We start from the raw sequence: 24,686 nt of genomic DNA, 5'->3' as shown, positions 1-24,686 counted from the left end.
CAACATGGATCGGGAGCAAAAGGGGGGGCCTCAAGCAAGCAATAGGGCGTTCTCGTGGCGGACTAACCACCAAAATTCACGCCGTGGTTGATGCTCTAGGTAATCCCCTGCGCTTTAAGCTAACAGGAGGTCAATGCCACGATTCGGTAACCGGCTACGAAATGTTAAAACAGATGGATCTAACGAAAAAACAGGTGTTGGCTGATCGAGCGTACGACACCAATCAAATTCTTCATTTGTTAGAGCAGCAATCAGCTATACCTGTGATACCCAGTAAGAAAAATCGCCGTAAACCAAGAGAATGGGATAAAGAAATTTACAAAGAACGGCATCTCATTGAATGTTTTTTCAATAAAGTAAAACATTATCGTCGGTTGGCGACTCGCTTTGATAAGTTAGCAAGCTCATTCAAGGCTTTTTTAACGCTGGCATCAATTATGGTCTGGCTCGCTTAGGTTTGCATACACGCCCTAGTTTAGTTTCATTGTAAAGAAAGCTGATGCCGATTAGATAAAAACCTAATCGGCATCATAGTGTCCCGTTTCTTGAAAGGATGTCTGTAATCCTATGGTTCATGACCAACAAAGTGAAGGGCTGCCCAAATGGCAGCCCTTCTGTCTTATCCAAGATTTCACTTGATCGTGGTTTTAATGTATTCATTAATCTCCGTTAATGATAAGAACAGGATGAATGGCCGTATCCGAATGTTCCTTGGTCGCATAATCTGCGCCCATATCTTCATCTAAACCGACGATACAGAAGCTTACGACTCCATCCGATTGACTGTTCACAAATGAAGTGACATCAAAGCTCACATAGGCACCTTTTTGACTTACCGTCACGGTCCCCAATGCAGTCCCGGCTTCTGTCGGCTGGTTGGTTGCGTTGATCGACGTTTCAGACCATGCATCATTGTTGATTCCTCTGGCTTCCACTGTATAGGAACTCGTATTGCTATGAATATTGGTTACATAGATTTTGAGAATAGCAGAGCTTACGGACCCGCTTAATGAGGTAGTATCAAATTTCAAGTATCCTGCTCGATCGTAAGAGGCATTGGAGGCGCGCAGCTTTACAGTCATCGTATTCTGGGAGCCATATTGATCCCCGGTATACGTACCGCCACGAACGAAGCTGTCTTCGATCGCTGTGAGTTTGACAGGGTTCACCGTATCCCCGCTAGTGGTCGCACTGATTTCGTTGCTTGCAGCCGAGACGTTGCCGGCTGCATCTTTCGCTTTGACCGTAAATGTATAGGTTGTGTTGGCGTTTAGCCCGCTAACCGTCGCTGTCGTGTCGGTAACGGTGGCAGCCAACGTGGCCCCCTCATAAACATCGTAACCGGTAACGCCTACGTTGTCCGTTGCAGCCCCCCATGAAAGCGTAACGCTGGAGGAGGTCGTGTTGGTTACTGCCAAATTCGTTGGAACCGTTGGTGTCTCTGTATCCGAGCTGCCCGTAGAATCTGTTCCGTACACTTCAAACTCATATAAGGAGTATCCGTAAGAGGTGCCTCTGGCCGTGCCGTACATTCTCACGTATCTCGCATTTCGATCCGGAATGACAATATCATCTATGGCGCCATTCCCGGTTGTTGTGGAGAATACATCCGTCCAATTGGTAGGTGTACCGTTATCGACAGATACTTGAATCTTGTAACTCTTCGCATAGGCTTCTTCCCAATTTAATTGGATTCGATTGATGTTCTTCACTGCCCCGAGATCGACATAAATCCATTGCGGGTCAACGCCTTCTGCGCTTGCCCATCGCGTTGCCTGGCTGCCGTCAAAAGCTTTAGCTGGCTCAAAGCCCGAGGCTTCGCTTGAGCTTGCAACGGCCGTCTTGTTCAAGGTAAGATTCGGGGACGATGTATCGTTATTTGTTGTGGCTGTCACTGCATTGCTTGCGCCTGATATATTCCCGGCGGCATCTTTGGCTTTGACCGTAAAGGTGTAGGCCGTGTTGGCGCTCAAGCCGCTGATGGTCGCATTCGTTCCTGTAACGGAAGCCGCTGGTGCTGAGCCGTTATAAATCTCATAACCCGTAACCCCTACATTATCCGTAGAAGCATTCCATGAAAGAGAGATACTTGACGAAGTCTTTGCAGTAACCGCCAAATTCGACGGAGCCGTTGGTGCTTGCGTATCTACTGGGTTGCCTCCCCCTCCTGGCTTCCACCAGTTACCTGAAATGAACAGCATGTTTAAGAGGGTGAAGCTGTCGCTGTAATAGCCGGATTTATGACTTTTCATCCAGTCCCAGCCGCTATTGATCCAGGCCTGGTTTCCGCTATTCGGGGTTCCTGCCGAAATAAACGGAGCCACAAAAACACCTTCCGCCCCGCTTGCCGATGGAGACACCGTTCCGTTCAATAGATACCCGTCCCGAATATTGTTGGGGTTGCCGCTCGTCTTTCCTTTAATCCAGGAAGCCAGTTTATCGGTGATCGATTTGGCTCTCGTCTCACCATAATGCGCGTAATCCATCACAATCCTGAGTGGTACCCGAGCGGCATTATAATTGTATTCGTCCGTTTCCGGGAACTCTTCCAAATAATTTCGTGGAGCGGGCTTTGGAGGATTGTCAACGACAAAATCCGAAATCAACCCCGTGTTCGGCGAATAGGAGGCGCTGAATGAACTATAGACGTTGTACAGGTTATTGATGACATTCAACCACGTTGAATCACCGGTAACCTCGTAAAAGGCTCTTAAATGGCTGAGCATCCAATCCGAAGGTCTCGTGTTCAGTGCGCTTTTGCTATCCCAATCGCCCAGATTTAACCGGTTGTTAGTCGTGACATTGCTTTTCTTGATTCCATCCGTAATCATTTTTTTGGCTTCCGCCAAATAATTGATTGTACCGGAGGAACCCCATTGATCATGAGCAAGAATGAGCGAGTAAGCGATGTCCAGATCCCCGTCGGTCGCCGAGTAGAAATCTCCCTGCGCGCTTTTGGAGTCCGCTACGACCCAGCCCATCAGGTTAGGATTCCCCTTGCTTTTATAAGCTCTGGCCGTTTTGGACAGGCCGTCGTAAATGGTTTTGGCATTCGGATCATAGCCGGCCATTAACACCGTAATGAGCATGCCGTATCCTTGACCTTCGGAAGAGCCCAACGCCTTATACCCGCCAGGTTCTCCTGTAATTTCGCCTTTCACATAATATCCGCCGGGCAAGGAGGACAAGTTGTTCTTCAAATAGCTGGATTTCCATGAATTATAGTAAGCGATAACGTCTGCATTCAATTGCGACTGCGAGAGATGATTAGGCTTCGTAATTCCAGCAAAGCTCGCTTGCTGGGGAAACGGCTTTTGCTCGCCTGCTGCGTGGGCTTCTTGTACAAACACCGGTGAGAGAAAAGTCGACATCAAAAGGACGAGGCAAAGTGCGTGAATTGACCATTTTTTAAACATTCCTATTCCTCCTATTGGATTGGTTTCGGGCATCTTGCCTGTGATCATAGTTACTTCTAACAGATAAGCCCTGCGTCATTGCTGATCAGCGGTTGAAGTGGAGTATACCTCCGTCCAATTTACAGGCGCTGCCGTATCCGTCGACACTTGAATTTTGTAGCTTTTCCCAAAGGCGTCTTCCCATATGAGTTTGACTTTATTAATGCTTTTTGAACACTCGGTATAAGCAATCCCCCTCTCACGGAGTTACAAAAACCACATTCTGGGATGTATACAAATTATTGTATGGTATCTTAGTTCTAATCCCATTTCTCGAATTCGGAAAGGGACTAAATTAAGGTGTATTGTTGTTTTTTTAAGGTTGTCATGTAATCGACTATGAATTTAACTCAAGTAGGAGGGACACTAGTGTACCCGATTCGGTAAATACACATAGAAGCCTGTATTTCCTCGAATAGGAAACACAGGCTTTTTTCGTTGAATAGAACCCCCCGTTGAGATTATGATTGCTGTCTAAACTCCTGCGGAGAAACTCGATATACTTTTCTGAACATTTTGGAAAAATGCGAGAAGTTATGATAGCCAAAGGCTTGGGCTACTTCGGATATAGGGATGGTCGAGTTCGAGATTAAATCTTTGGCCTGTGCCATCCGGGCAAACAATATGTAATCTGTAATCGATTCGTCTACCTCGCGTTTGAACAGACGGGACAGATAAGCAGGATTGAGATGTACGTAACTGGCCAGCTGTTCTCTTGTGATCGGCTCGTGTAAATGCTCCTTTATATAGGATTGTACACGTTGAATCACGGAGCAGTTCGGGTGGAGCTGATCATGGATAACCTGAACGGCTTGAAGCACCGAAGCTTTCAATTGTTGAAGATTACGCGGCTGAGCATACAGATGAATTCCTGCCTGATCCTGAAACAACTCAAACGCAGACAGTCCATTTTTATGAAGAATATAATGGACCATTTGCATAAATTCTTGTCGGAAGCCTTCAAGCTCACTAACCGAAAGCTCTGGATTTCGGCTCAGTTCTTCAATACGTCCATGAATCTCTCTCTGTATTTCTTCTTGCTGTCCATGCTCCATAAGTAGGGTCCAGGTCGATATTCGCGGAATCATCGTCTTAATGGAATGGGTGCCTAATGAAGCCAGCCTATACACTTGGTTGGATTTATTCAGGTTGTTGTACTCCATCTCCAGCAGTTGCCTGTACGTATCGGCAATTTCATACATATTGGAGCGATTGCCGATATAACAGGAAATATTACAACCGAAGTAGGTATAACAGTCCTGAATGTATTTTTCACAGCGCAAGTTCAGTTCATGAGTGGCATTCCCCTCCTCTCCAACAATAAGGACGACATTCACCCCCTGCTTGGTCTGAATGACCTCTCCATTGCCGGCAGGCAATAGCATTTCGGATGCACCTTTGCGGATGGCGTATTCCATGATCTCTTCATCCTTTGTGCTGAGCTCGCGCAGCCAGGATTCCACGCTCACCAGAACAGGCATGAATACAGCATCTTGCAGTCCGCTAAGCTCATGCTCTTCAAGAACATCCCTAACATTAGCCGGAGTGCAGACGATTCTACCCGAAAACACATCATTCCAGAACTTATCCGTGATCAGGCTTTTTTTCTTCCGCCACAGCTCATAATATGGTTTGTAATGCTCGCGCATATGACGGAGTTCCCGCTCCTGTTTAATCGAATGCAGTGCTTTGGCTATGGTTGCCTGAAGCACATCAAATTCGATCGGTTTTAACAAATAATCGAAGCCATCGAGCTGAATCGCTCTCTTCATGAAGTCAAAGGCGGAGTGGGCGGTTAGAAAAATGGTTTCTGTATCGGGAGAAATATCATTCACCCGCTCGAGCAGTTCAATCCCTGTCCCTTTGGGCATTTCAATATCACAGATCATAATATCAATCGGCGTGCGTTCAAAAACCTGTAATGCATCGCGCATATTATAAGCCTCATACACTTCAGACACCTGCAAATCCTGCCAATTCACGCCGCTCTTAATTCCCATTACCGCATAGATCTCATCATCTACAATAAGTGCCTTAAACATGCGACTACCCCCATACAGATCATCAATATGAAGTAAACTGCTCTGCCGTCCGGAAAGGAAGTACCATTCTTATCCTAGCCCCGGAATCCGGAGCGTTATCAAACTCAAGGCGAGTCATATCCCCAAAGATATGCTTAAGGCGGTACTGTACATTGGTGATTCCTAAATGCTCCCCTGTCTGATTCTCCATGTAACCGCCCGATTGTAATTGCTCCAGCACTTCCTGGGAGAAGCCACTTCCGTTATCAGAGATCACAATCTCCAATTGATCATGCCTGGAAAGGCTGATATGAATGGCAATATGAAAAGGATGATCCATGAAATCAAATCCGTATTTGATTGCATTTTCGATAAAAGGCTGAATTAATAGCGGCGGGATTGCCGCTTGGTCTGCATCATCCGATATATGTATTTCATAGGTGACTCGCTCTGGAAACCGGACCTGCTGTATTTTGATGTAGCTCTCCATATGCTCCATTTCTTCCGCGATTGTCACCGCGATTTGATTCGTTTTCGTTGTAAAACGGAAGTACTTAACGAGGTTCATGCACATGAGCTGGATCACGCTATAATTCTTAATTTCAGCCAAATTGTAAACGATATTGATGGAGTTCAATAAAAAATGGGGATTGATTTGGAGTTGTAAATGCTTAAGTTCGGCTTTATGCGCCTTGATCTGTTCCTCGTAAACGCTGATCTTCAGCTCATGGATCTCGGAGGCCATGCTGTTGAAGGTTTCGTTGATCATGTTAAATTCCTTCGCTTTAGAAGCATGAAGCCGCGTATTCCAATCTCCGTGCTTGATTCTGCGCATTCCGCGGACAAGATTGTTCATGGGCTTCAGGATAATCTCATTGAGATAGACCAAATAGATAATCAGAATGATTAAAACCACGATGGATATGATGATAATCCCTCTCCGAAAGTGATACAGATTCTTCAGCATCTGGGACTCGGGTACAAAAGCGCTTAGTATGACGTTGGTACCCTGAATCTGATTCATGACTACGATATATTTTTGATCGTCCTTCTTCACGATTTGATACACTTCGTTGGATTCAGAAGCAAGAGAGGTATTCAGCCGGTTCCTTCCGATCGCTGACGTGTTGGTCAACAATTCACCCTGCTCATTCACAAAGCTGGCAAAGCCATATTCCAGATGAATCAAATCCAGCGGTATCATCAGGTTCTCCAGTTCTACAAATGCCCCGAGGTAAAAATCATCTCCCGTATCCACCAGCCTGATCAATGCGTATTTATGTTGGCTGTACTCAATGGCCTTCCATTCGCGGAAATAGGCGCTGTCCGGTTGAACCTCCTTGACCAGTTGTTCAATGGTCGTTTTGATGGACAACAGCTCATCGTAGGATTGGGCCTTGATCGGTGTAGTAAATAAATCCTGCTTCTGCACGGAATAGATAAATTGAAGATCGACGCTGTTGTCAAACCGGTGATAACGCGTAAGCGTATTCAAGATTCTGGCCTTGGCAAGATAGTACTCATCGGGATCATTCAGAAGCTGTGAGAGTGCAGCAATGTTCGGATCTTCAACGGCAATATTGTACAAAAAATTCGTCTCCTTGTTCAGGGCTGCCTCGATCTGGTGGGAATAGAGGATCATCGAATTTTTATTCGAGTCCGCCACCTGCTCCCTTATCGTATTGGATGCATAGTAGTTGTTGTAGAGAAGCAGGGTCACAAGAGGTACCGCGATCGTAAAGAAACCGATGATTAGCTTAAAACGAAGCGAGTCTTTAATATTCAACATAGGCATACACTACCCCGGCTCCATGGAAAGGTTTGCAGAATGTGCTTCCGCAGTATAGCAAGTCATCTACACTCTGAGTATAGTCACATACAAGAAAAAAGGGAATCCCTTATAGGACACACAACGATAGTCCCGGTTCGGTATCCCCCTATTCCTTATCTTTGCTACTTCTGAGTTTCTGCCCACGCCGCCAGCTGCTTTTCAACTTCGGCTTTAACTTTGTCAAAACCGGCAGATTTCCGTTTTTCTTTCCACTTGGCAATGATTTTTTCAGGATCCACCGCTCCGGATTTTAACGATGCTCCAAACTCTTTCTCCACATTCGCAATGGATGCCATCTCCGATTTGACAGGCTCTTGATTAAAGGCAAATCCGAGCGCGATGGAGTGCTCCGCTCTTTCATTAAACTTCTTGAACTCTTCCCACTTATTCGGATCCTCGTTTGCCCATAGATAAGAGTTGAACTGATTCCCGAACATCCAGCCTCCCGGATTCGGATAGGTTTGGGTGTCCGCGTTCACACCTTCAGGAAAATCAATCATAATATCAGATTTCTTAACATAGTGAATCCCTTCGATACCCCAATCCAGCATATTGAGCAGCTTCGGATCGCTGTACAGCAGATTAAGGAACATCATGGCTCTTGCAGGATCCTTGGACGTGCGCGAAATTCCCAGCATTGCGCCCTGTGCATCTCCTGTCGTCGTAAACGGCTCCGCCGTTTCGACTTGCACCACCTCAACGCCTGAGCTTAAAGACATCTCCTTGTCTTTCCCTGGCTTCAAGGATTGGGCAACCGCAAAGGCCTTGCCCGCCTTAATCATATTCATGCCTTGATCCGCGTCTGATGTCAGGATATCCTTATCAAACCAACCGTTCTGATTCCACTGAAACATGCGTTTATAAAATTCGATGAACTTCGGATCCTCCAGGGTATCCACCGCTTGCAATTCTTTACTTCCTCGGGGAATCGAGAGATTGGCAACGATGCCATCATAATTGGCGGCTTCCCAGATGTTCGTGAATTTGCTTGAAACGATGGGAGTTACACCAGGTTCATTGTCCTTAATGGTTTGGAACATGGCTTCCATATCTTCCAGCGTCTTGACGCCATTCGTATCAAACTTGTATTTATCCACCAACTTCTTGTCGAGCAAGAATCCGAAACCTTGGCCGAATTCTTTCTTGGTAGGAAGCGCGTACAGCTTGCCGCCAATTCTGGATCCCTTAATAAATTCCTCACCCAGGATACCCGGAATATCTTTTCCGTATTGAGCCATCAAATCATCAAGTTCCAGATACTGGCCTTTCGCGGCATCCTTCGGATACGAGAACCAGCTGGCCGTGAACATCAGATCAAACGGCTCATTGGAGATTTTCATCAAGTTAGTCTTATCATCCCAAGAAGCCCACTCTATAGGCTTGAGCTCAATGGTTGCATTTATCTTTTCCGTCAGATATTTGCTCATCTCTTCCTGAACAAGCTGCAAGTCTTTGGGAGCGGTTGCCGGATATACGAGCGTTATTTTATAAGGTTTGAGTGAGGTATCTGAATTTTGTCCTGTTTCATCCGTCTGGGCTTGTTTGCCCCCGGTATCCGAAGTATTTTCGGTCCCCCCCTTACTGCAGCCTGTTAATGCCAGCATTCCGCAAAGCATGATCATAAGCACCAGATGATGCGCTTTTTTCATATCCCTGAGTTCTCCTCTCAACAATTAACTTTAATCTAAGGCATGAATTGGAGTGCGAATCGCCTAACCTGCCCCACCTCCTCTAATGAACGATCGCATGGGCTGCTAACCTTTTACCGCACCGGTTGTAATCCCGCTAATGTAATACTTCTGGAAGAACGGATAGGCGAACATCAACGGGGCAATGCCAACAATCGCAAGTGCCATGCGGACGGTTTCCCTCGGCATCTTGGCGAGCAGGTCCCCAACCTGAGCCGAACTGTTCGACTTCATTAGAAGATACTGAATATTCGTGAGTGTCTTTGTCATCAAATACTGGATGTTATACAGCTCGGGTTTATCGATAAACAGCATACAGTTATACCAGTCATTCCAGTAGGATAACGTGTTAAACAGTCCAATCGTGGCCATAATCGGCAAAGAAAGCGGAACGACGATTTTAAAGAAAATCTTCAGTTCGCTTGCACCGTCAATCGTCGCGGATTCAACCACAGATTCGGGTATGGTCGAGGCGAAAAAGCTCCGCATGAGCAGCACATTGAAGGCACTTAACAGCAAGTTGGGGATGATCATAGCAAAAATCGTATTTTTCAGATCAAACATATTTACATAAGTGATATACCAAGGTACCATTCCTCCGCCAAACAGCATGGTGAAAAAAATATAAAAGGAAATGGTGCGGCGAAACGGCAGCTCGGGTCTGGATAACGGATAAGCAAAAAGCGCTGTTATCAACAGGCTTACGACGGTTCCAACCAGCGTGGTCAAGATCGTGACGCCGTAAGCTTTCGCTATTTCCGAAAAATCATGGAATAAAAATTGATAGGCCGCAAAGCTGATGTGACTGGGAAACAATGAGTATCCGTTCTGTAGGATGGAATCTTCACTGGATATCGACACCATAAAGACCAGGATGAACGGAATTAACGAAGCGACTGTAAATGTCCAGAAAAACAGGTGAATCGAAGATGCGCCGATCCATTTTTTAGGACTCCATTCCTTCACCATTTCTATCTCTCCCCCTCTGTTTAAAATAAAGCGTCACGTTTATTAATGCGTCTTACTGCCGTATTTGCTACTAGGATGAGCACTAAACAAACGACGGATTGATAGAATCCAGCTGCTGTCGACATGCCGATATCCCCCGATTGAATCATGGCACGATAGACAAAGGTATCGATGGTATTCGTTGTCGGGATCAGAGCGCCTGTATTCATAGGAACCTGATAGAATAATCCGAAATCCGACCGGAGAATGCCGCTGACCGCAAGCAGGGTCATGGTGGTGATGACAGGCAAAATAAGCGGGATCGTGATCCGGGTCATCTGCTTCCACTTGGTTGCACCATCAATCGTGGCAGCTTCATAGTATTCTTTGTCTATTCCGATAATGGAAGCGAAATAGATGATGGATAGATAACCTACGTTCTTCCATGCATTTACGATGACCAGGATGTAAGGCCAATACTTGGGTTCTCCATACCAAGACACCGCCTCCGAACCAAACCAATGGATTAATAACCTGTTCACAAGACCGCTATCCACATTCAAAAAGCTGTAGACCAGATAGGCGACAACGACCATCGAGATGATATGCGGCAGCAGGAATGTGCTTTGATAGAACCGGCTGATCGCTTTATCCTTAATTTCATTAATCAGCAGCGCTACCAGAACAGCTAAAACCAGGTTCAGCACAATAAAAACGAAATTGTACAAGAAGGTATTGCGGGTAATAATGTACGCATCCTGTGAGTTGAACAAGAATTTAAAGTTATCGAACCCGGCCCACGCACTTCCCCATATGCCATCGACATAATTATAGTTTTTAAATGCTAGAATCACGCCGTACATCGGGACATAGTTGTTGATGAACAAGTAGACGATCCCCGGCAATGTCATTAGCAGCAGCCACTTATACTTCTTCAGCCTCTTCCTTAAATGAGACGAACCCCTCATGTTCCAGCCCCTTCTTGTCACGTCATGCAAACCCTTACACCCCCATTCTATAACCAATGATTCTGGTCAACCACTATCCTTATGACTTTCTGATACCACAATAATGACTTGTTTTCATCCGGCTTCTAAGGGCGATTTACAGTTTTAACCATACTCATTTAATGCAAAAAAAAGGTGCCCCAAAAGGTCTATTGACCTGGGGCACCCCGTTGTCTGTTGTATGACGCTGCGCGTATGAATAAGAAGCGGTGGAGAAGCTTCTACGTCTCCTTCATCAGTACAGTTTACCCTCAATCATCGTCCACTGCACTTGATACCTTTCGTCCATCAAAACGAGATCCGCATCGTATCCTGCCTCGATTTTTCCTTTGTGAGATAAACCCAGAATACGGGCTGGCGTTGTTGAAGCCATGTGCACGGCATCCCCCATTGAAATTCCGTTAGCCACGGTCAGACGTAATGCTTCATTCATAGTCACCGTACTCGATGCTAAAGTGCCATCCGCAAGCCTTGCAATCCCCTCGGAAACGGTAACGTGATGACCACCAAACATATAATTGCCATCACCTAATCCCATCGCCTGAAGTGCATCTGTAATAAGCACCACGCCTTCAGGCCCCTTGAGACGGTGCATTAATCGGACAATGGCGGGATGAAGATGGACTTGATCGACAATCGCTTGCAGGCTGACATGCGGTTCTTCAAATGCGGCTACAATCAGTCCGGGGTCTCGATGGTGAATCGGTCTCATCCCGTTAAAACAATGGGTTACATGACTCGCACCGGCTGCGAAAGCCAGCTTTGCTTCTTCGTATGTGGCATCGGAATGAGCTACAGCAATCACAACATCCTGCTCTTTCAGAAAGGATATCAGTTCCAAGCCTCCAGGCAATTCTGGTGCGATCGTGACCATTTTAATGAGCGAACCCGCTTCTTGAAAAATCAACTTTATTTCTTCCAGATTCGGGTGGCGAAGATATTTCTCGTTTTGCATCCCTTTACGCTTCGGATTCAAATAGGGTCCCTCCAAGTGAATGCCGGCAATCTTTGCCCCTTGTTCTCGTCCGATTACAGATTTTACGCTGCGAATCATATTGAGCAGATCCTCTATCGTCGAACTCACGGAAGTCGCCAGAAACGAAGTGCATCCAGTTGCAGCACAAGCGCGTGATACTTCTTGAATGCTGTCCTCGGTTCCGTCCATCATGTCATAGCCATTGGCCCCATGAATATGAACATCTATCATCCCCGGTATGAGCCACATTCCTTTGCCATCAATTAGTTCAGCATCAGCTTCGATTGTTTCCAGTTCTTGCGTCGCTTCTATTCGCTTCAACTTCCCATTCGCAATCCAGACGGTTGCAGAAGGAAGTATTTGATGAGGCAGGTGAACTTTGACATGTTGAATGATTTGGTTGTTCATTTCGACTCAACTCCATCCTGTTGGTTATGGGTCTGACATTCTATAAGTGTAATATTTTTGTGATCTAATATTTCCTGTATTTCAACGGGAATCGATTGATCAGTTACAATAATATCCACGTGATCAAAGTCCAACTTGAACCTCGATTTCACCGCGAATTTGGTATGATCTGCAACAAGTATGACCTGATCCGAGCGCCGGGCCATTTCTCTCTTCACCCGGACATCTTCTTCATATGGATAATAGAGTCCGTCTGGCTGGATTGCTGTCGCACCGATGAACGCTTTATCGGCACGGATTTCACTGATTTTATCAATGACAGAAGGACCATATAATAATCGATTTTGGGTATGCAGATAACCGCCAAGCAGGTAGATGCTCAGATCTTCCCGTTTGGAGAGTATCCCTACATTATCGATGGAATGCGTAACCGCTGTTATCTCTCTCGCTTGAATATGCTCCGCAACAAATTGAACGGTCGTAGATACGTCAAAAAATACCGTTTCGTGGTCCCGAATCAGTTTAGCGCCATGCTCGCCGATCACCTTCTTGCTCGTGGGCTCATCAATAAGTCGTTCCTGATAAGAAGTAAGTTCCTTTTGCAGTTCAGGCAAGGCTACCCCTCCGTGCGTGCGAACAACAACTCCTTCTTGAACTAATTTGACAATATCCCTGCGCGCGGTATCCCGCGACACTTGAAAGAACGAGCATATCTCTCCAACACTCATCGTTTTATGTTGTTTTAAGTAATCCAGGATGTTTACTAATCGTTCCTCTTGGAACATCTCTTCCCCCTCCTTGCTTAAGTATTTACATTCTATATATAAGTATATATAAGTAATTATAAATAAACAATAAGTATTTGTAAGTTTATTATTATTCTTGTCAAAAGCAAAAAAACCACGATTATCGAGGTTTTAAAAGTATACATATGTTAGTCCTACGATATTTTCCATTTCGGTTATCGCACCGTGAGTCCATTTATACTCTTAAATAGGATGAAGACAGGCCGCTTCTTGCACAGAAGCAGCCTGCCCTTACAATCGAACAGGAGCGCCGTTAATAAGTAAACGATTGATTTACAGTGCCAATCCGTGCGTTTGCATATTGGATATCATTACTTCTCATATTTTCAAACGCTTGCACTGCTGCATTGGCAACGTCAATATCCTGTGCGCTTGTTCCTCCACTTACACCAATGCCACCGACAATCCTTCCTTCATGAACCAAAGGAATTCCTCCGCCGAGGATAACGACTTTCCCCCGATTCGTTGTATTAATTCCGAAGGTTGCTCCACCAGGAAGCGCAGATTGCGCTAAATTCGCTGTTGGCATTTGCAAAGCTACACTGGTCCAAGCCTTACCTATGGCAATATCGATACCTGCTATTTTGGCATTGTCCATCCTATAGAAAGCCATTAGGTTTGTGCCCTCATCTACGATCGCTATGTCCGAGTTAAGTCCCATTTGTCTGGCACGCTGTTCGGCAATTTCCAATAACTTCTTCGCAGTTGTTAAAGTGAGTTTATACATCATAGCTCCCCTTTACTAAATAGAAATACTGCATTATATTGTCATATGCCTATAGTGGTGAATTGCCTTATACCAGTACTTCCGGAATGAATGCTAAAGAAATGTCTTGGATACCCATTCAAAAAACTTTTCCTTCTCTTCTAAGTGCGGATAATGCGCAGATTGATCAAACGCAATAAACTCCTTCTGATCGGCTTCAAGCATATCGAAATATTCTTTTGCTGCATGAGAGGATGTCATAAAGTCATAATCGCCCATGATAAAGTAGCACGGTATTTCAAGTTTCGTTACAAGCGTTGGCAACGGATGTTCTATAACCTCCTCCAACAAAACCTTTTGAGAAAAAGATATCCCGACGTTATATCGAATAGCGTCCATTAAGTTATACTCGCTGCTTAACAGCATTCCAAGGCTATTGCCGTCAGGGCTGTCAATAAGTCTTGAAGCTCCGCCATATCGAATGACATAATTTCGGGGAGTGAACATTTCGCCCTTTTTGATTTTATCGGTTAGGCCTTGCAGATATAAGACGTCTTCCACGTTGCCGGCCTGATGAGCTTGGCTGATTAAGTAGGTCAAACTGTCCATCTCGCTTGTTAAGGTATCCCCCATCTGGCCAATCCCGACATAAGCCTCATATTTTTCGGGGGCTTTATGGGCCGCCTGTGCAGCAATATACGTACCATAAGAATGTCCAATGAGAATTATCTTTTCTTTGCCCAGACGTTCCGAAACGTGATCCGTTAAAGTCAATAAGTCATTTACCAGCAATTCCGTTGAAAGATTAGCGTAATCCTCAAAAAAACGATAGGATTTTCCACTGGCTCTTTGGTCGTAATGAACAACCGTAAACCGGGTTTCCAACAAGTCTTGATATGCTGCGGCATATGGGATTTCCGGGGCTCCAGGTCCTCCGTGCACAAATAAAATGACGGGATTGTTCTTGTCATCGCCGCGTATCATCAGTTCTTGCTTGCTTCCATTGATCTCTACTTGTTCTAATATGCTAATACTATTTTCGCCTTTGATGGACGATGTCCATGTAGGAAAAATTAGGGCTGTTATGAGTAGCGCTATTAGTGTTACCCCGATAATTCTTAATGCTTTTTTCAATTTTCTCATGGTCTTGGGACACCTTTCTGCTTAAAGCTTGAAGTAAATTGCGAAAGATCCAATGTAGATTTCATACATCTCATTGTACCTTAGGCTCGTTTACTCCAAATCCTTCCTGAGACTGAATTGGACCCAGACCCTAGTCGAAGAAATCAGCGGCATTAGAACATAGCTAATAACAAAAAGCCGCTGATCTTGATGCAGATCAGCGGCGTAGAAACTACCAGGAGGATAGTTCGGTCCTTTTCCAATTGTTTTGGGCAACGCAAACATATACATATTTGTCGTCCCAAGAGATCTGTCCTTGGCTGCATGCAGCACTGGACGAAGCGGGCGTATACTTTTCGCGAAGACGCAGCATATCCCCGTTTACATCGAGCTTGGTGTCGGGTTCATTCGTGCCAATTCCGATATTGCCGTCACTGCGCTGCACGGTGAGCGGGGAATCGAGCACTTTGCCGTCATCTCCATAACGGACGAACTGCAGGTTGGCTCCCGCATTGTCACCCGATTCCTCTAAACTGTCGGCCCGTACGGCCCATCTCGGTGTCGTCTCATTATCCTTGCCGGCTGCACTTAACTGGATATCCCGGTTCGTCCCGCTTTCGCCGGCTACCCGCAAGATACCACTCATGACATTGAAATTGGACGAATGCGTACGGATCTCGCTTACGTCGGTGTCAAACGGAATTTCAAACCGGGTAAACAACTGGTTGGGGTATTGACCAGTCGGCGACATAGTCGTCTCGAACGAGATATGCTTATGATCCTGCTGCTCCGGATTGTTTGCCTTGTCATGGGAAATGATCGCCGTCTTGTCCTTGCCATTCTCGTCAACCCAGACGATCGCCGGCTTGGCCCTTTCCGCCGTCCATTGCAATCGAATCAGATCGGACTGATGCCCTTCTTCCTCGATCCATTTCTTGTCGGTGGATAAATGAAGCCGTTCATTGTGCGGTATGCGTATATCGTCGCCGTTTTGCTCGGATTGTCCAAGTGTCGTTTCCACTTCCTTTTCCTGATCCGTACAACCCATGCCGAGCAAGAAGATGCTCACCATTATAATCATAATCGTCCCTAATAATTTCACAGTGTTTCCCTCCATTTATCGGTATGATTCGATTTCGTTCGTGTTCATGAACAAAAACACTTTGTCTGATCGTATTATATCCACCCCCCAGCGTACACCCATTTCATCAAACTTCCCGAAAAAATGATTCTTTTCGTCTATAAAGTTTTGTCGGAATTCGTCCGAAAGGTGTGCTTCGGTTGGTCATACAAAACAGCCCAAACTTTCATTCTTTTGTAGGCCCAGCAAGAGGGACTTTTGGGTCATTCGGTAGTAACTGGTTCGAGCTTAAAACATGAAGTCCTAGTCTTCCAAGATTATTCGATATCGTTAAAACAAAAAAAAGCCGCGATTTCCGCGGCTTTCAATATATGTGATTAATAAACTTCATAATTTTGTCCGGTTTGAGCTCCTTCTACGCTTTTTTTGAAAGCAAGGGCTACGCGACTAGCAGGAACTGCTTCAAAGCCCGGAAAAAACTCACCATATTTTCCAAGTGATTCTTGCAAGACATTCGGGCTAACACTATTTATACGGATTCCCCTAGGCATTTCAATCGAGGCGGACTTAACGAACGCTTTAACACCACCATTAGCCATGGCTGCTGATGCACCTTGAGGAATGGGATCATCCATCATGATACCCGTTGTTAGAGTAAAGCTTCCGCTGTCATTAACGTAGTCCATTCCCAAAAGGACTAAATTGATTTGCCCCTTAAGTTTACTTTCAATCCCTATTTCGTTTAGCTCTGGCGTTAATTCTGTAATAGAAGCAAAATGAGCACCGCCCGTTGCACTAATGACTGCATCCACTTTCCCAACTTGCTCATACATGTTTTTGATGCTATCAACCGATGTAATATCAACCATTACGTCTGTTCCGTTTCTTCCAGCACGAATAATTTCATGATGTTGTCCTAGTTCTTTGGCGACTGCTTGTCCAATCGTACCGCTTGCCCCAACTATGATTATTTTCATGTTTGCTCTCCTTTCCATCTACAAAAAACTTGCACCATGATTCATTTTGGGAATTTCCCTTGGAGATAAGAATCCCATAGCTGATGAATAAATTCAATATTGATTTGGTTTTCAAGCGCCTTGGAAATTAGTCCAAGGTCGTCCATTCAGCGCATCTTAAAAACCATATTTATATTAACACATCATCGGTAAGACATAAAAAGTCGCCTCAATGGGCGACTTTCTATTCGTAGATGTTTTTCCTGCAAAGAATATCTACTTAAACCGATTCTCTGCTAAAATCAAGACCATTCACCAATGACCGCTTGTATGCGCTGCTCCACTTCCGAACGCTTTTCTTCCGTAATACTTCCCGCTTTGACTTTATTCAGATGCTTGAGCGCATCATTCAGATGCTTCACGGCCTGATCCTTCTTGCCCTGTTTATGCTTTAGCTCTGCTTGTTTCAGAGCATTGCCGATCTGCTGGCTAAGCGGATGGCTGATATCACCCTGCAACTTCCAGGACTGAATATCGTCCATCAGGGAGCCCAGCCTATCCGGTGCGGCCGCATCAGACACTTCAATCTTCATCAGCTGCGTATCGTTAGTGTAGTAAATGTTGCCGTCGTGTCCCAAATTCACGTGCTGGGATTCCGCCAGCGTCTGGTGCTCCATCGTTTCCGGATTGACCACGGTGACATGACCGGCAAGCGTCAGATACATAAGGCCGGCCTCGCTCCAGCGAATATATACCGGACGCCAATTGCCGTATTTCTCAACACCTTCGTAAATCGTCTTGCTTTTCACAATTTCCTGGGTGTTCGGGTTTACAGCGAAGAGCGTTCCGTCAAAAGCCGCCCACAGCAGCCCGTCAGGACCAATACTGGTACCGCTGATGATATGAGGCGTAGGAGAAGCGCCATTAATGGAAGGTACCCATTCCTTCTCCACTTTGCCGGTCGCGATGTCCCAGATAAACAATTTGGCCGCCGGTTCTGAAGGAGTGATGCCCAGTCCGCCAGCGACGGTGGTGGAACCGTAAACCTTACCGTCTTTCACCGCAATGCCGACAATCGACTGATTGTTGATGACGTTCTTGTATTCGGTATAATTGCTGCCATTGGCCGGATCATAAATGGTTAGGGATCCGCCGAGTTTGCCGTAATCCGGAATGGTACCGATAAACAGCTTGCCCTCAGCGGCTCTCATGATGAACGGTCGGTCCTGCCCGGTGATTTTGAACTGGCTCTTACGCTGCGTCGGATTTTCCGCATTGTATTCAAAGATATCCGCACCAGGATAAACGCCCATATACATCTTGCCGTTCATGGACACCATGCCTTCCGACTGACCCATAGGGAAAGTTTCGAAGGTACCGGTCTCAACTGAATATGCAGACCCTGTACCCCCAGGGTAACCGCTAATGAACAGACGTCCATCCGGACCGTTCTCCATCGTCTGAACAGGAATCGGGTTGCCATTCACCGGATACGGAATCGCCTTGACCTGCTTGGTCGTAAGATTCATGAAGGCTACGCTGCCGCCGAATTGAACGGTTGCAAGAGAAACACCTGGAAGATCCGGAACGTTCGGAACCTCCACCCAAGCCGTATTACGCAGGAACGTTCCGTACACCACACCGGTGTCAACGGCAGCAAGGGTATTCAAATCCACTTCCATCAGATGGTTATTCTGCACGAAATAGATTTTATTGCTGCCTTCCGGTCCATAAGAGAGACGAATGCCTTTATTGTTCAAGTGGTATGTCTCGCTCCACTGCTGCAGCTCCAGATCATAGAACAGAAGCGCGTTGTTTCCTTTGCTGATGCCCGCAACCAAATATTTGCCCGCGACATCCAACTGGTTCACCATCCCGATGTCAACCGCTCCGTTGTAGCTCGGAAGCTGGATGGTCCCCTTCTCCCCAGATACCACATTGACCTTCACAATGCTGCCTTCTATCCCGATACCGACATACAGATATCCGTCATGATACGCAGTGGAACGACTGTAGCTTTGGCCCGTGCCTACGATGCCGTAGTCTTTCATTTCCCCTGTAGAAGGATCATAGCGGCCCGCTTTTGCATTGGGATAAGAACCGAAGTAGACCCGGCCCTCCTCATCGTGAGACAAGCCATATACGACCTGCTCACCGATGCCGCCCAGAATTTTCAATTGTTTAGTCACCGGAGAGTAGGAGTACAGTGTACCGTTCCCTCCGATATACACCGTCCCGTCAGGGGTCGTAATATGCGTCCAAGAGCTTTCGGATCCCGTTAACGGGTGCGTGCTCAGCACTTCTTTGGTTTTCAGATCAATGACATGAAAGATAGCCGGCTTGCCGGATACCGTTGTATACATAACCTCGCGCCCGTCCTGAATTCCAAATGCCCCGTCATAAATCGCAACGCTTTGCATCGGAGATCCCAAATCGATAGGATTACTGTAAGTTTTCCCAATGTCCGCCGAGGCACTTGTGGGGAAGAAAACCGCAGTCAGTAACGTGACACAAATCGCGAAACACAGGCGTTGGAGTGCCTTCTTCACGTGAAGCCTGCTGTGGGTTATGTTCATTAATTCATCCTCATTTCTATTATGGAATGTATTGTAAATCAAATAACTGTCCGACCTGTGCAGGTAAACTTGATCATTTTACCAAGTAAGGATCGCGGCATCCCTCCCCGACTAAGAATGTTGAATCATGAAGTCCTGGTATTTATGTAGTTCATATACTCGCAAAGAATTTAGCATATACCCTATATAGTGTCAACTGGTTCTTATCTGGTCATTATCTTAGAATGATAGAATCGTTCAGCCTCACTGAAAACTTGTTATTTCGAGAAAGTAAAAAAAAGCCGTGACCACGGTGGTCACAGCTTATGAATCCATTTGTCTCTTGTTGTTTTACTTCCCAGCCCGGACATCAGCTCTTCCTCATCGATCAGATAAGAGAAGTATTGCTTCAACTGCTCGCGGAACAGCAGCATCTCATCCAGGCTTAGTCGTATATCTTTGCAGGTCTTATATAGATGAGCCATTTCTCGGTGCAGGTTGAGACGGGAGGGCCGTCCCTCCATCTCCGGATCCACATTCTCAGTAATATAGCGGTTTGCTGGTAGGCTGTACGAATGCCTGCGGATGTATTCCTGCACCTCGTTAGAGGCCAGGAAATCGGCAAAGCTTTGGGCCAGCTCCTGCTCTTTGGAGTGGGCGCTTACCCCGATCCCGGTGCCCAATAGCAGTGTTGTTCCATTATCAAAATGCGGCAGAGGCGCCACGTCATAAGTAAAGGACGCTCCCTTCAGCTGGTTGAGCAGATAATACGTCGTCAAAATGACGGAGACCTTCTGCTCACGGAACAGATTCTCCGCTTCAAAAGCGCCTTGAGCCAGCGCCAACGGGAACATGCCGTCCTCGTGAATCAGCCCGCGGAGCCAGGACAAACCCTCGATCGCCCGGCTCCATGACGAATCAATCTCCGTATCGCCTCTATTCTGCATGAGGAAAATGGGCCATCGGTTCAGTGAATACAATTGCAGGGCCAGACTGTAACGTCCGGGGCTTTTCAGCTCCCTCAGCATTCGCTGAAGATCGTCCCAGCTCCAACCACTGTCCGGCTCAAACTGTCGTTTTTCCCGAAGATGCTCCTTGTTGTAGGCTAAAATCACGGGAGAATGAATGAACGGCTTTGCCGCCAGCTTGCCTTCGGCATCCACGAACGGAGCATGCAAAAAAGTGTAGGTTGACGCATAGGGCTGCTGTGGGAGAAACAGACCGGTACTTCCGCTCTCCTGGAAATGCATCATATCCTGCATGTTGACGGACAACACGTCCACAATGCCAAGCCTCATCAGGTTCGCGATGCTTTCCGCATGTTCATACGGCAGGTCCACGATTTCTACAAAAATATCCGGGTGCCGTTCCTGGAACAGGGCAAGTAGGACCTCCATTTCCGCCTCTGCATATAGAGAAGGATACATACCGAAACGAATCTTCCGGACTTGTCCGGTAGAAGCAACCACTTGGGTGCCCACACGGGGCACTTTAACGATCAATTCTTCCTGAACCAGCTGATCCAGCGCTTGCCGGACCGAATTTTTGCTTAGACCGTACAGCTCGATCAGAGACATTTCCGACGGAAGATAATCGCCTTGAGCGTAAGCGCCGCTTTTAATTTTTTGGCGCAGATCGGTGACCATGCGCTTCATTTTATTTTGAAAAGTATACCGGTCGGATTTAGCCATATGTGTCCACCTTTATTTACCATAACTGGTTTGCTACATCAATCCATTCTTATAGTATACTCACTCTTCAACTCGTTTGGCAAAATTAAATCCCATGAAAACTACACCTGGGCAGATAATCGTTGAAATCATAATCAACAAAAAAGGATTTATTCATATCATCTCGAACATGATATTTCGGTGCATGGATTGCTAGGTTACATTGGTTACCATCCCCTATACTCAATCTTGAAAGGATGGTCTGTATGGATTGGCTGGATCGTATGAACAACGCAATGGAATATGTAGAAACACACCTGTCAGATACGATTGATTACGATATCGTGGCTAGAATTGCCTGCTGCTCAACATACCATTTTCAACGAATGTTTCCGTTCATAACAAATGTGTCGCTTTCAGAGTACATTAGGCGCAGGCGGCTCACCCTTGCCGCATTTGAACTGCAGCAGAGCGGTACAAAGGTCATCGACATCGCTTTAAAGTATGGTTACGAATCGCCTGAGGCATTTTCTAGAGCGTTTAAAAAAATGCACGGTGTGATGCCAATGTCAGCGCGCGACAGAGGTGTTACCCTGAAGGCCTATCCTCGGTTATCCTTTCATATTTCGATTCGAGGAGATGTTGAGATGAATTACAGAATGGAGGAAAAACAGGCTTTTGAGATGTTCGGCGTATCAACTGTGGTGAATAGCGATGGCGATCATCCGTTTATTGATATACCTGCTTTTTGGACTACGTGTATAGCCGACGGTACCGTTGATCGAATTCGTACAGCTGCGGGTCTGGGGGAAAATGGTCAGATCCATGGGATACTATACAACAAGCAAGGTGGGGAATTTTCCTACATGATCGGTTACTTTATGACCCAGAGTGGCATGCCAGAAGGGTTTGAAAGACTCCCGATCCCACCTCAAACCTACGCGATATTCTCAACTGGCCTCTACCCCGACGGGCAAAGCGGTATTCATGATTTATGGAAGCGCATTTGGGCAGAGTGGTTTCCAACCTGCAATTACGAACCGGCAAATGGTCCTGAGTTTGAAATGACTTACGATAGAGGCAACGACATGTATGAAATGGAAGTTTGGATCCCTGTCGTTAAGAAGAAGGGCTCTTAGAACGAGAAGAGCAGCACGAGGGTCAATCTCTCATGCTGCTTTCTCTCGTCCTGCCTCTAATGCCCTCTACGCTTAAAATAATAAACGATACCCAACACATTAAATGATCATCCGTTCGTCTATGTACGCGATATTCGCGGCTTTTTAACGAATATGTTAGTAATTAGATACAATCTTAATCTCCAACCTTAGAAGCGGGCAGTTTTACAACAGCTGTAAGTCCTTCCCCTCGATCACTCTCCAGAATCAGTTCTCCCTGATGAGCCTTGGCAATCCTCTCCACCATGGGTAGTCCCAGTCCATGTCCTTGTCGGTTCGGGCGTGTTCGTCCAGAAGTGTAGGGAAGTAAAATCACGCCCTTTAGTTCTTCTTTCGGGATGCCTCTTCCGTTGTCCGATACCACAAAGCTATAAAACACCCCGTCTGCCGGACCCGTTTTCAATTCAATTTTACATCCGTCCGGGTTATGCCTGATACTGTTCTGTACCAGGTTGGTTATCGCCCGATACAATAGACGTTCATCCCCGCTCACGATCAGACTCTCGTCCATCATATGAAGAGAAATGTCATAGCTCTCATCGAGGCCGTTATTTAAAAAGTCGGATACGACCTGTCTGGCCAACGCGGAGAGACGGATCGACTTCAACTGTAATGGCTGCATATCGTATTCCAGCATCGATACCAAATTCAGATCACTCACCAAAGATCGCAAGCGTTCCCCCTGGCGACGGATGATTGCAGCCTGTTGTTTATGCTCAGCAGACAGTTCCGGCTGGTCCTCCAACTCGCTCGCATAACCCAGGATCATGGATAGCGGTGTCCGGATATCATGGGAGATGCCTGCGATCCAGTTCGATCTCGCAACGTCCCTCGCTTTGAGTGCATCATTCTTCTCTTGGAGCATCTGAGAGGTCGAATTGATGCTTTGGGACACATCATTGAATATCCCCCCTGTATCCACCTGGACCGGCTCTTCCTTGGAAAGAGCATGGATGCCATGAATCAACGGCCTTATTCCCCGGATGACCCGCGTTCCAATTAGCACGGAAACCAGCAGTGCAAGGGCTACATTGCACAACAGTAACAACAAAATTCGTACAGGTAGGGACCTTAGCCACTCGACCATGAAGTCGATTTGATATTTTCCGTAGGTGTTTTTGGGATATCCCAATACCAGCAATCCATCTTCTCGTTCCCATACATATACGGGGTATTCCATCAGATAGTAGCGGGAGAACTTGGCTACGTCCGTTACATCATAGGACCTTGGAATGTCCTCAGGCAGTCGTTCGCTCCACTGTACCTCTCCATCCCGATCCATCAACATGGCCCAAGTTTGGTGCATATCCAGCAGTTGAATCCCCTCATGGCCAAGCACATAGTTTCCCTGTTGCAGAACCAATTCGTTGGCCAATTTCTGCACAATTGCTTCAGGGGAAGGCCCTTTGTGGTTTTCCTGGAAAATCAATGAACCGAGTAATACCAGATTGAACAGCAACAGAAGAAAGGAAACCAGAATCGTCGAACCGACAAACCGCCGTAATATCCGGATAACGCCATCCATTATCTGGACTCCTGTGTCATGAGTTTATACCCGAGTCCACGCACGGTTAACAAATACACCGGATTTGATGGATCTTCCTCGATTTTCTCCCGAATGCGTCGAACATGCACCATCAAAGTGTTCTCATAACCATAAATCTCATCACCCCATACAGCTTGGCATAAAGCGTCACTGGTTACGATCCGGCCCTGATTCTCATACAGCTTCATCAGTATGGAGTGCTCCTTGGCAGTCAACGAGAATTCTTTGTGCTCCCTTAGTACGACAGCGCTATCCAAATCTACAGTTAGAGCACCTAACCGAAATACAGGTAACCGTTCTACGATGTTGGAGGCATATACCCGCTTCAAAATAGCCATCAGTCGGAGAATAAGCTCTCTGGGCAAAAAGGGCTTGACCATATAATCATCAGCGCCCAAGCCTAGCCCGAGCAGCCGATCTTCATCTTCACCTCGCGCAGACAGAAACAGTACAGGCATGTCCGTAAACGACCGGATGGATGAAAGCAGCGAAAAGCCGTCTCCATCCGGCAGCATGATATCCAATATGGCCGCATCTGGCTTCTCCGATCTGCAAACAGACAGGGCATTCGAGAAATTGCCGGCAGTATAGATCCGGAAGAAGCCTTCCCTTCGTAGGAAACGTTCAATCATCTCACGTATTTCAGGCTCGTCGTCAACAATCAGTATTTTTTTATTCTTTATCAAGTCCAATTCACATCACCCAATTTAGTATACATGACGAATGCATGCA

General features: G+C 46.3%; 18 protein-coding genes and 1 pseudogene. 2 read left to right on the top strand and 17 right to left on the bottom strand.

All coding sequences use genetic code 11. The features are described from left to right. A partial coding sequence (locus J7E85_RS24495; protein ID WP_215162426.1) for an IS5 family transposase occupies positions 1–455 on the top strand: 455 nt, incomplete at its 5' end. 204 nt (positions 456–659) lie between these two features. Here J7E85_RS24495 and J7E85_RS34255 read toward each other — a convergent pair. From J7E85_RS34255 to J7E85_RS24425, 15 genes and pseudogenes are all read right to left on the bottom strand, one after another. Further along, entirely contained in the window at positions 660–2,117 is a 1,458-nt protein-coding gene (locus tag J7E85_RS34255; RefSeq protein ID WP_251036018.1) for a CBM96 family carbohydrate-binding protein, read from the bottom strand. Positions 2,118–2,168: 51 nt separating this feature from the next. Then, positions 2,169–3,335 (bottom strand): annotated as a pseudogene (locus J7E85_RS34250) (family 8 glycosyl hydrolase); the annotation flags it as partial. A gap of 581 nt (positions 3,336–3,916) precedes the next feature. Beyond that, on the bottom strand, positions 3,917–5,497 hold the full coding sequence (locus tag J7E85_RS24485; RefSeq protein ID WP_215162424.1) for a response regulator: 1,581 nt from the start codon (positions 5,495–5,497) through the stop codon (positions 3,917–3,919). A gap of 22 nt (positions 5,498–5,519) precedes the next feature. Then, a complete protein-coding gene (locus J7E85_RS24480) occupies positions 5,520–7,271 on the bottom strand; it encodes a sensor histidine kinase (RefSeq protein ID WP_251036015.1) in 1,752 nt (583 codons plus the stop codon). A 158-nt stretch (positions 7,272–7,429) separates the two neighbouring features. Then, positions 7,430–8,956: an ABC transporter substrate-binding protein gene (locus J7E85_RS24475; RefSeq protein ID WP_215162422.1), complete on the bottom strand. Its 1,527-nt coding sequence runs from the start codon at positions 8,954–8,956 to the stop codon at positions 7,430–7,432. 105 nt (positions 8,957–9,061) lie between these two features. Next, entirely contained in the window at positions 9,062–9,964 is a 903-nt protein-coding gene (locus J7E85_RS24470) for a carbohydrate ABC transporter permease (protein WP_215162420.1), read from the bottom strand. A gap of 20 nt (positions 9,965–9,984) precedes the next feature. Beyond that, complete coding sequence (locus J7E85_RS24465) at positions 9,985–10,911, bottom strand: ABC transporter permease (RefSeq protein ID WP_213578911.1); 927 nt, start codon at positions 10,909–10,911, stop codon at positions 9,985–9,987. Between the two features lie 274 nt (positions 10,912–11,185). Next, positions 11,186–12,334: an N-acetylglucosamine-6-phosphate deacetylase gene (nagA, locus tag J7E85_RS24460; protein WP_215162418.1), complete on the bottom strand. Its 1,149-nt coding sequence runs from the start codon at positions 12,332–12,334 to the stop codon at positions 11,186–11,188. After that, a complete protein-coding gene (locus J7E85_RS24455) occupies positions 12,331–13,119 on the bottom strand; it encodes a DeoR/GlpR family DNA-binding transcription regulator (protein WP_215162410.1) in 789 nt (262 codons plus the stop codon). The genes nagA and J7E85_RS24455 overlap by 4 nt, the downstream gene beginning before the upstream one ends. Before the next feature lie 274 nt (positions 13,120–13,393). Then, positions 13,394–13,867, bottom strand: a complete 474-nt coding sequence (locus tag J7E85_RS24450) for a GlcG/HbpS family heme-binding protein (protein WP_215162408.1) — start codon at positions 13,865–13,867, stop codon at positions 13,394–13,396. A gap of 93 nt (positions 13,868–13,960) precedes the next feature. After that, positions 13,961–14,989 carry an alpha/beta fold hydrolase gene (locus J7E85_RS24445; RefSeq protein ID WP_215162406.1) on the bottom strand — a complete coding sequence of 343 codons (1,029 nt, stop codon included), beginning with the start codon at positions 14,987–14,989 and terminating at the stop codon, positions 13,961–13,963. Positions 14,990–15,200: 211 nt separating this feature from the next. Further along, positions 15,201–16,070 (bottom strand): hypothetical protein, encoded by an 870-nt coding sequence (locus J7E85_RS24440; RefSeq protein ID WP_215162404.1) that lies wholly within the window; start codon positions 16,068–16,070, stop codon positions 15,201–15,203. A 356-nt stretch (positions 16,071–16,426) separates the two neighbouring features. Next, a complete protein-coding gene (locus J7E85_RS24435; RefSeq protein WP_215162402.1) occupies positions 16,427–17,026 on the bottom strand; it encodes a short chain dehydrogenase in 600 nt (199 codons plus the stop codon). Positions 17,027–17,307: 281 nt separating this feature from the next. Then, positions 17,308–19,581, bottom strand: coding sequence for an FIMAH domain-containing protein (locus J7E85_RS24430; protein WP_215162400.1), 2,274 nt, complete (start codon positions 19,579–19,581; stop codon positions 17,308–17,310). A 296-nt stretch (positions 19,582–19,877) separates the two neighbouring features. Beyond that, complete coding sequence (locus J7E85_RS24425) at positions 19,878–21,251, bottom strand: extracellular solute-binding protein (protein ID WP_215162398.1); 1,374 nt, start codon at positions 21,249–21,251, stop codon at positions 19,878–19,880. Positions 21,252–21,496: 245 nt separating this feature from the next. On the opposite strand from J7E85_RS24425, the gene J7E85_RS24420 reads away from it, so the two are divergent. Further along, positions 21,497–22,369 carry an AraC family transcriptional regulator gene (locus tag J7E85_RS24420; protein WP_215162396.1) on the top strand — a complete coding sequence of 291 codons (873 nt, stop codon included), beginning with the start codon at positions 21,497–21,499 and terminating at the stop codon, positions 22,367–22,369. A 175-nt stretch (positions 22,370–22,544) separates the two neighbouring features. Here J7E85_RS24420 and J7E85_RS24415 read toward each other — a convergent pair whose 3' ends face one another. Beyond that, on the bottom strand, positions 22,545–23,933 hold the full coding sequence (locus J7E85_RS24415) for a sensor histidine kinase (RefSeq protein ID WP_215162394.1): 1,389 nt from the start codon (positions 23,931–23,933) through the stop codon (positions 22,545–22,547). Beyond that, on the bottom strand, positions 23,933–24,646 hold the full coding sequence (locus tag J7E85_RS24410; RefSeq protein ID WP_215162392.1) for a response regulator transcription factor: 714 nt from the start codon (positions 24,644–24,646) through the stop codon (positions 23,933–23,935). The genes J7E85_RS24415 and J7E85_RS24410 overlap by 1 nt, the downstream gene beginning before the upstream one ends. Positions 24,647–24,686 lie beyond the last annotated feature (40 nt).

It is taken from the genome of Paenibacillus sp. ISL-20 (genome assembly GCF_018613005.1).
Lineage (GTDB): Bacteria > Bacillota > Bacilli > Paenibacillales > Paenibacillaceae > Paenibacillus_AQ.
Note: the sequence above shows the minus strand (reverse complement) of the source record. Positions and strands in the feature narration are given on the sequence as shown.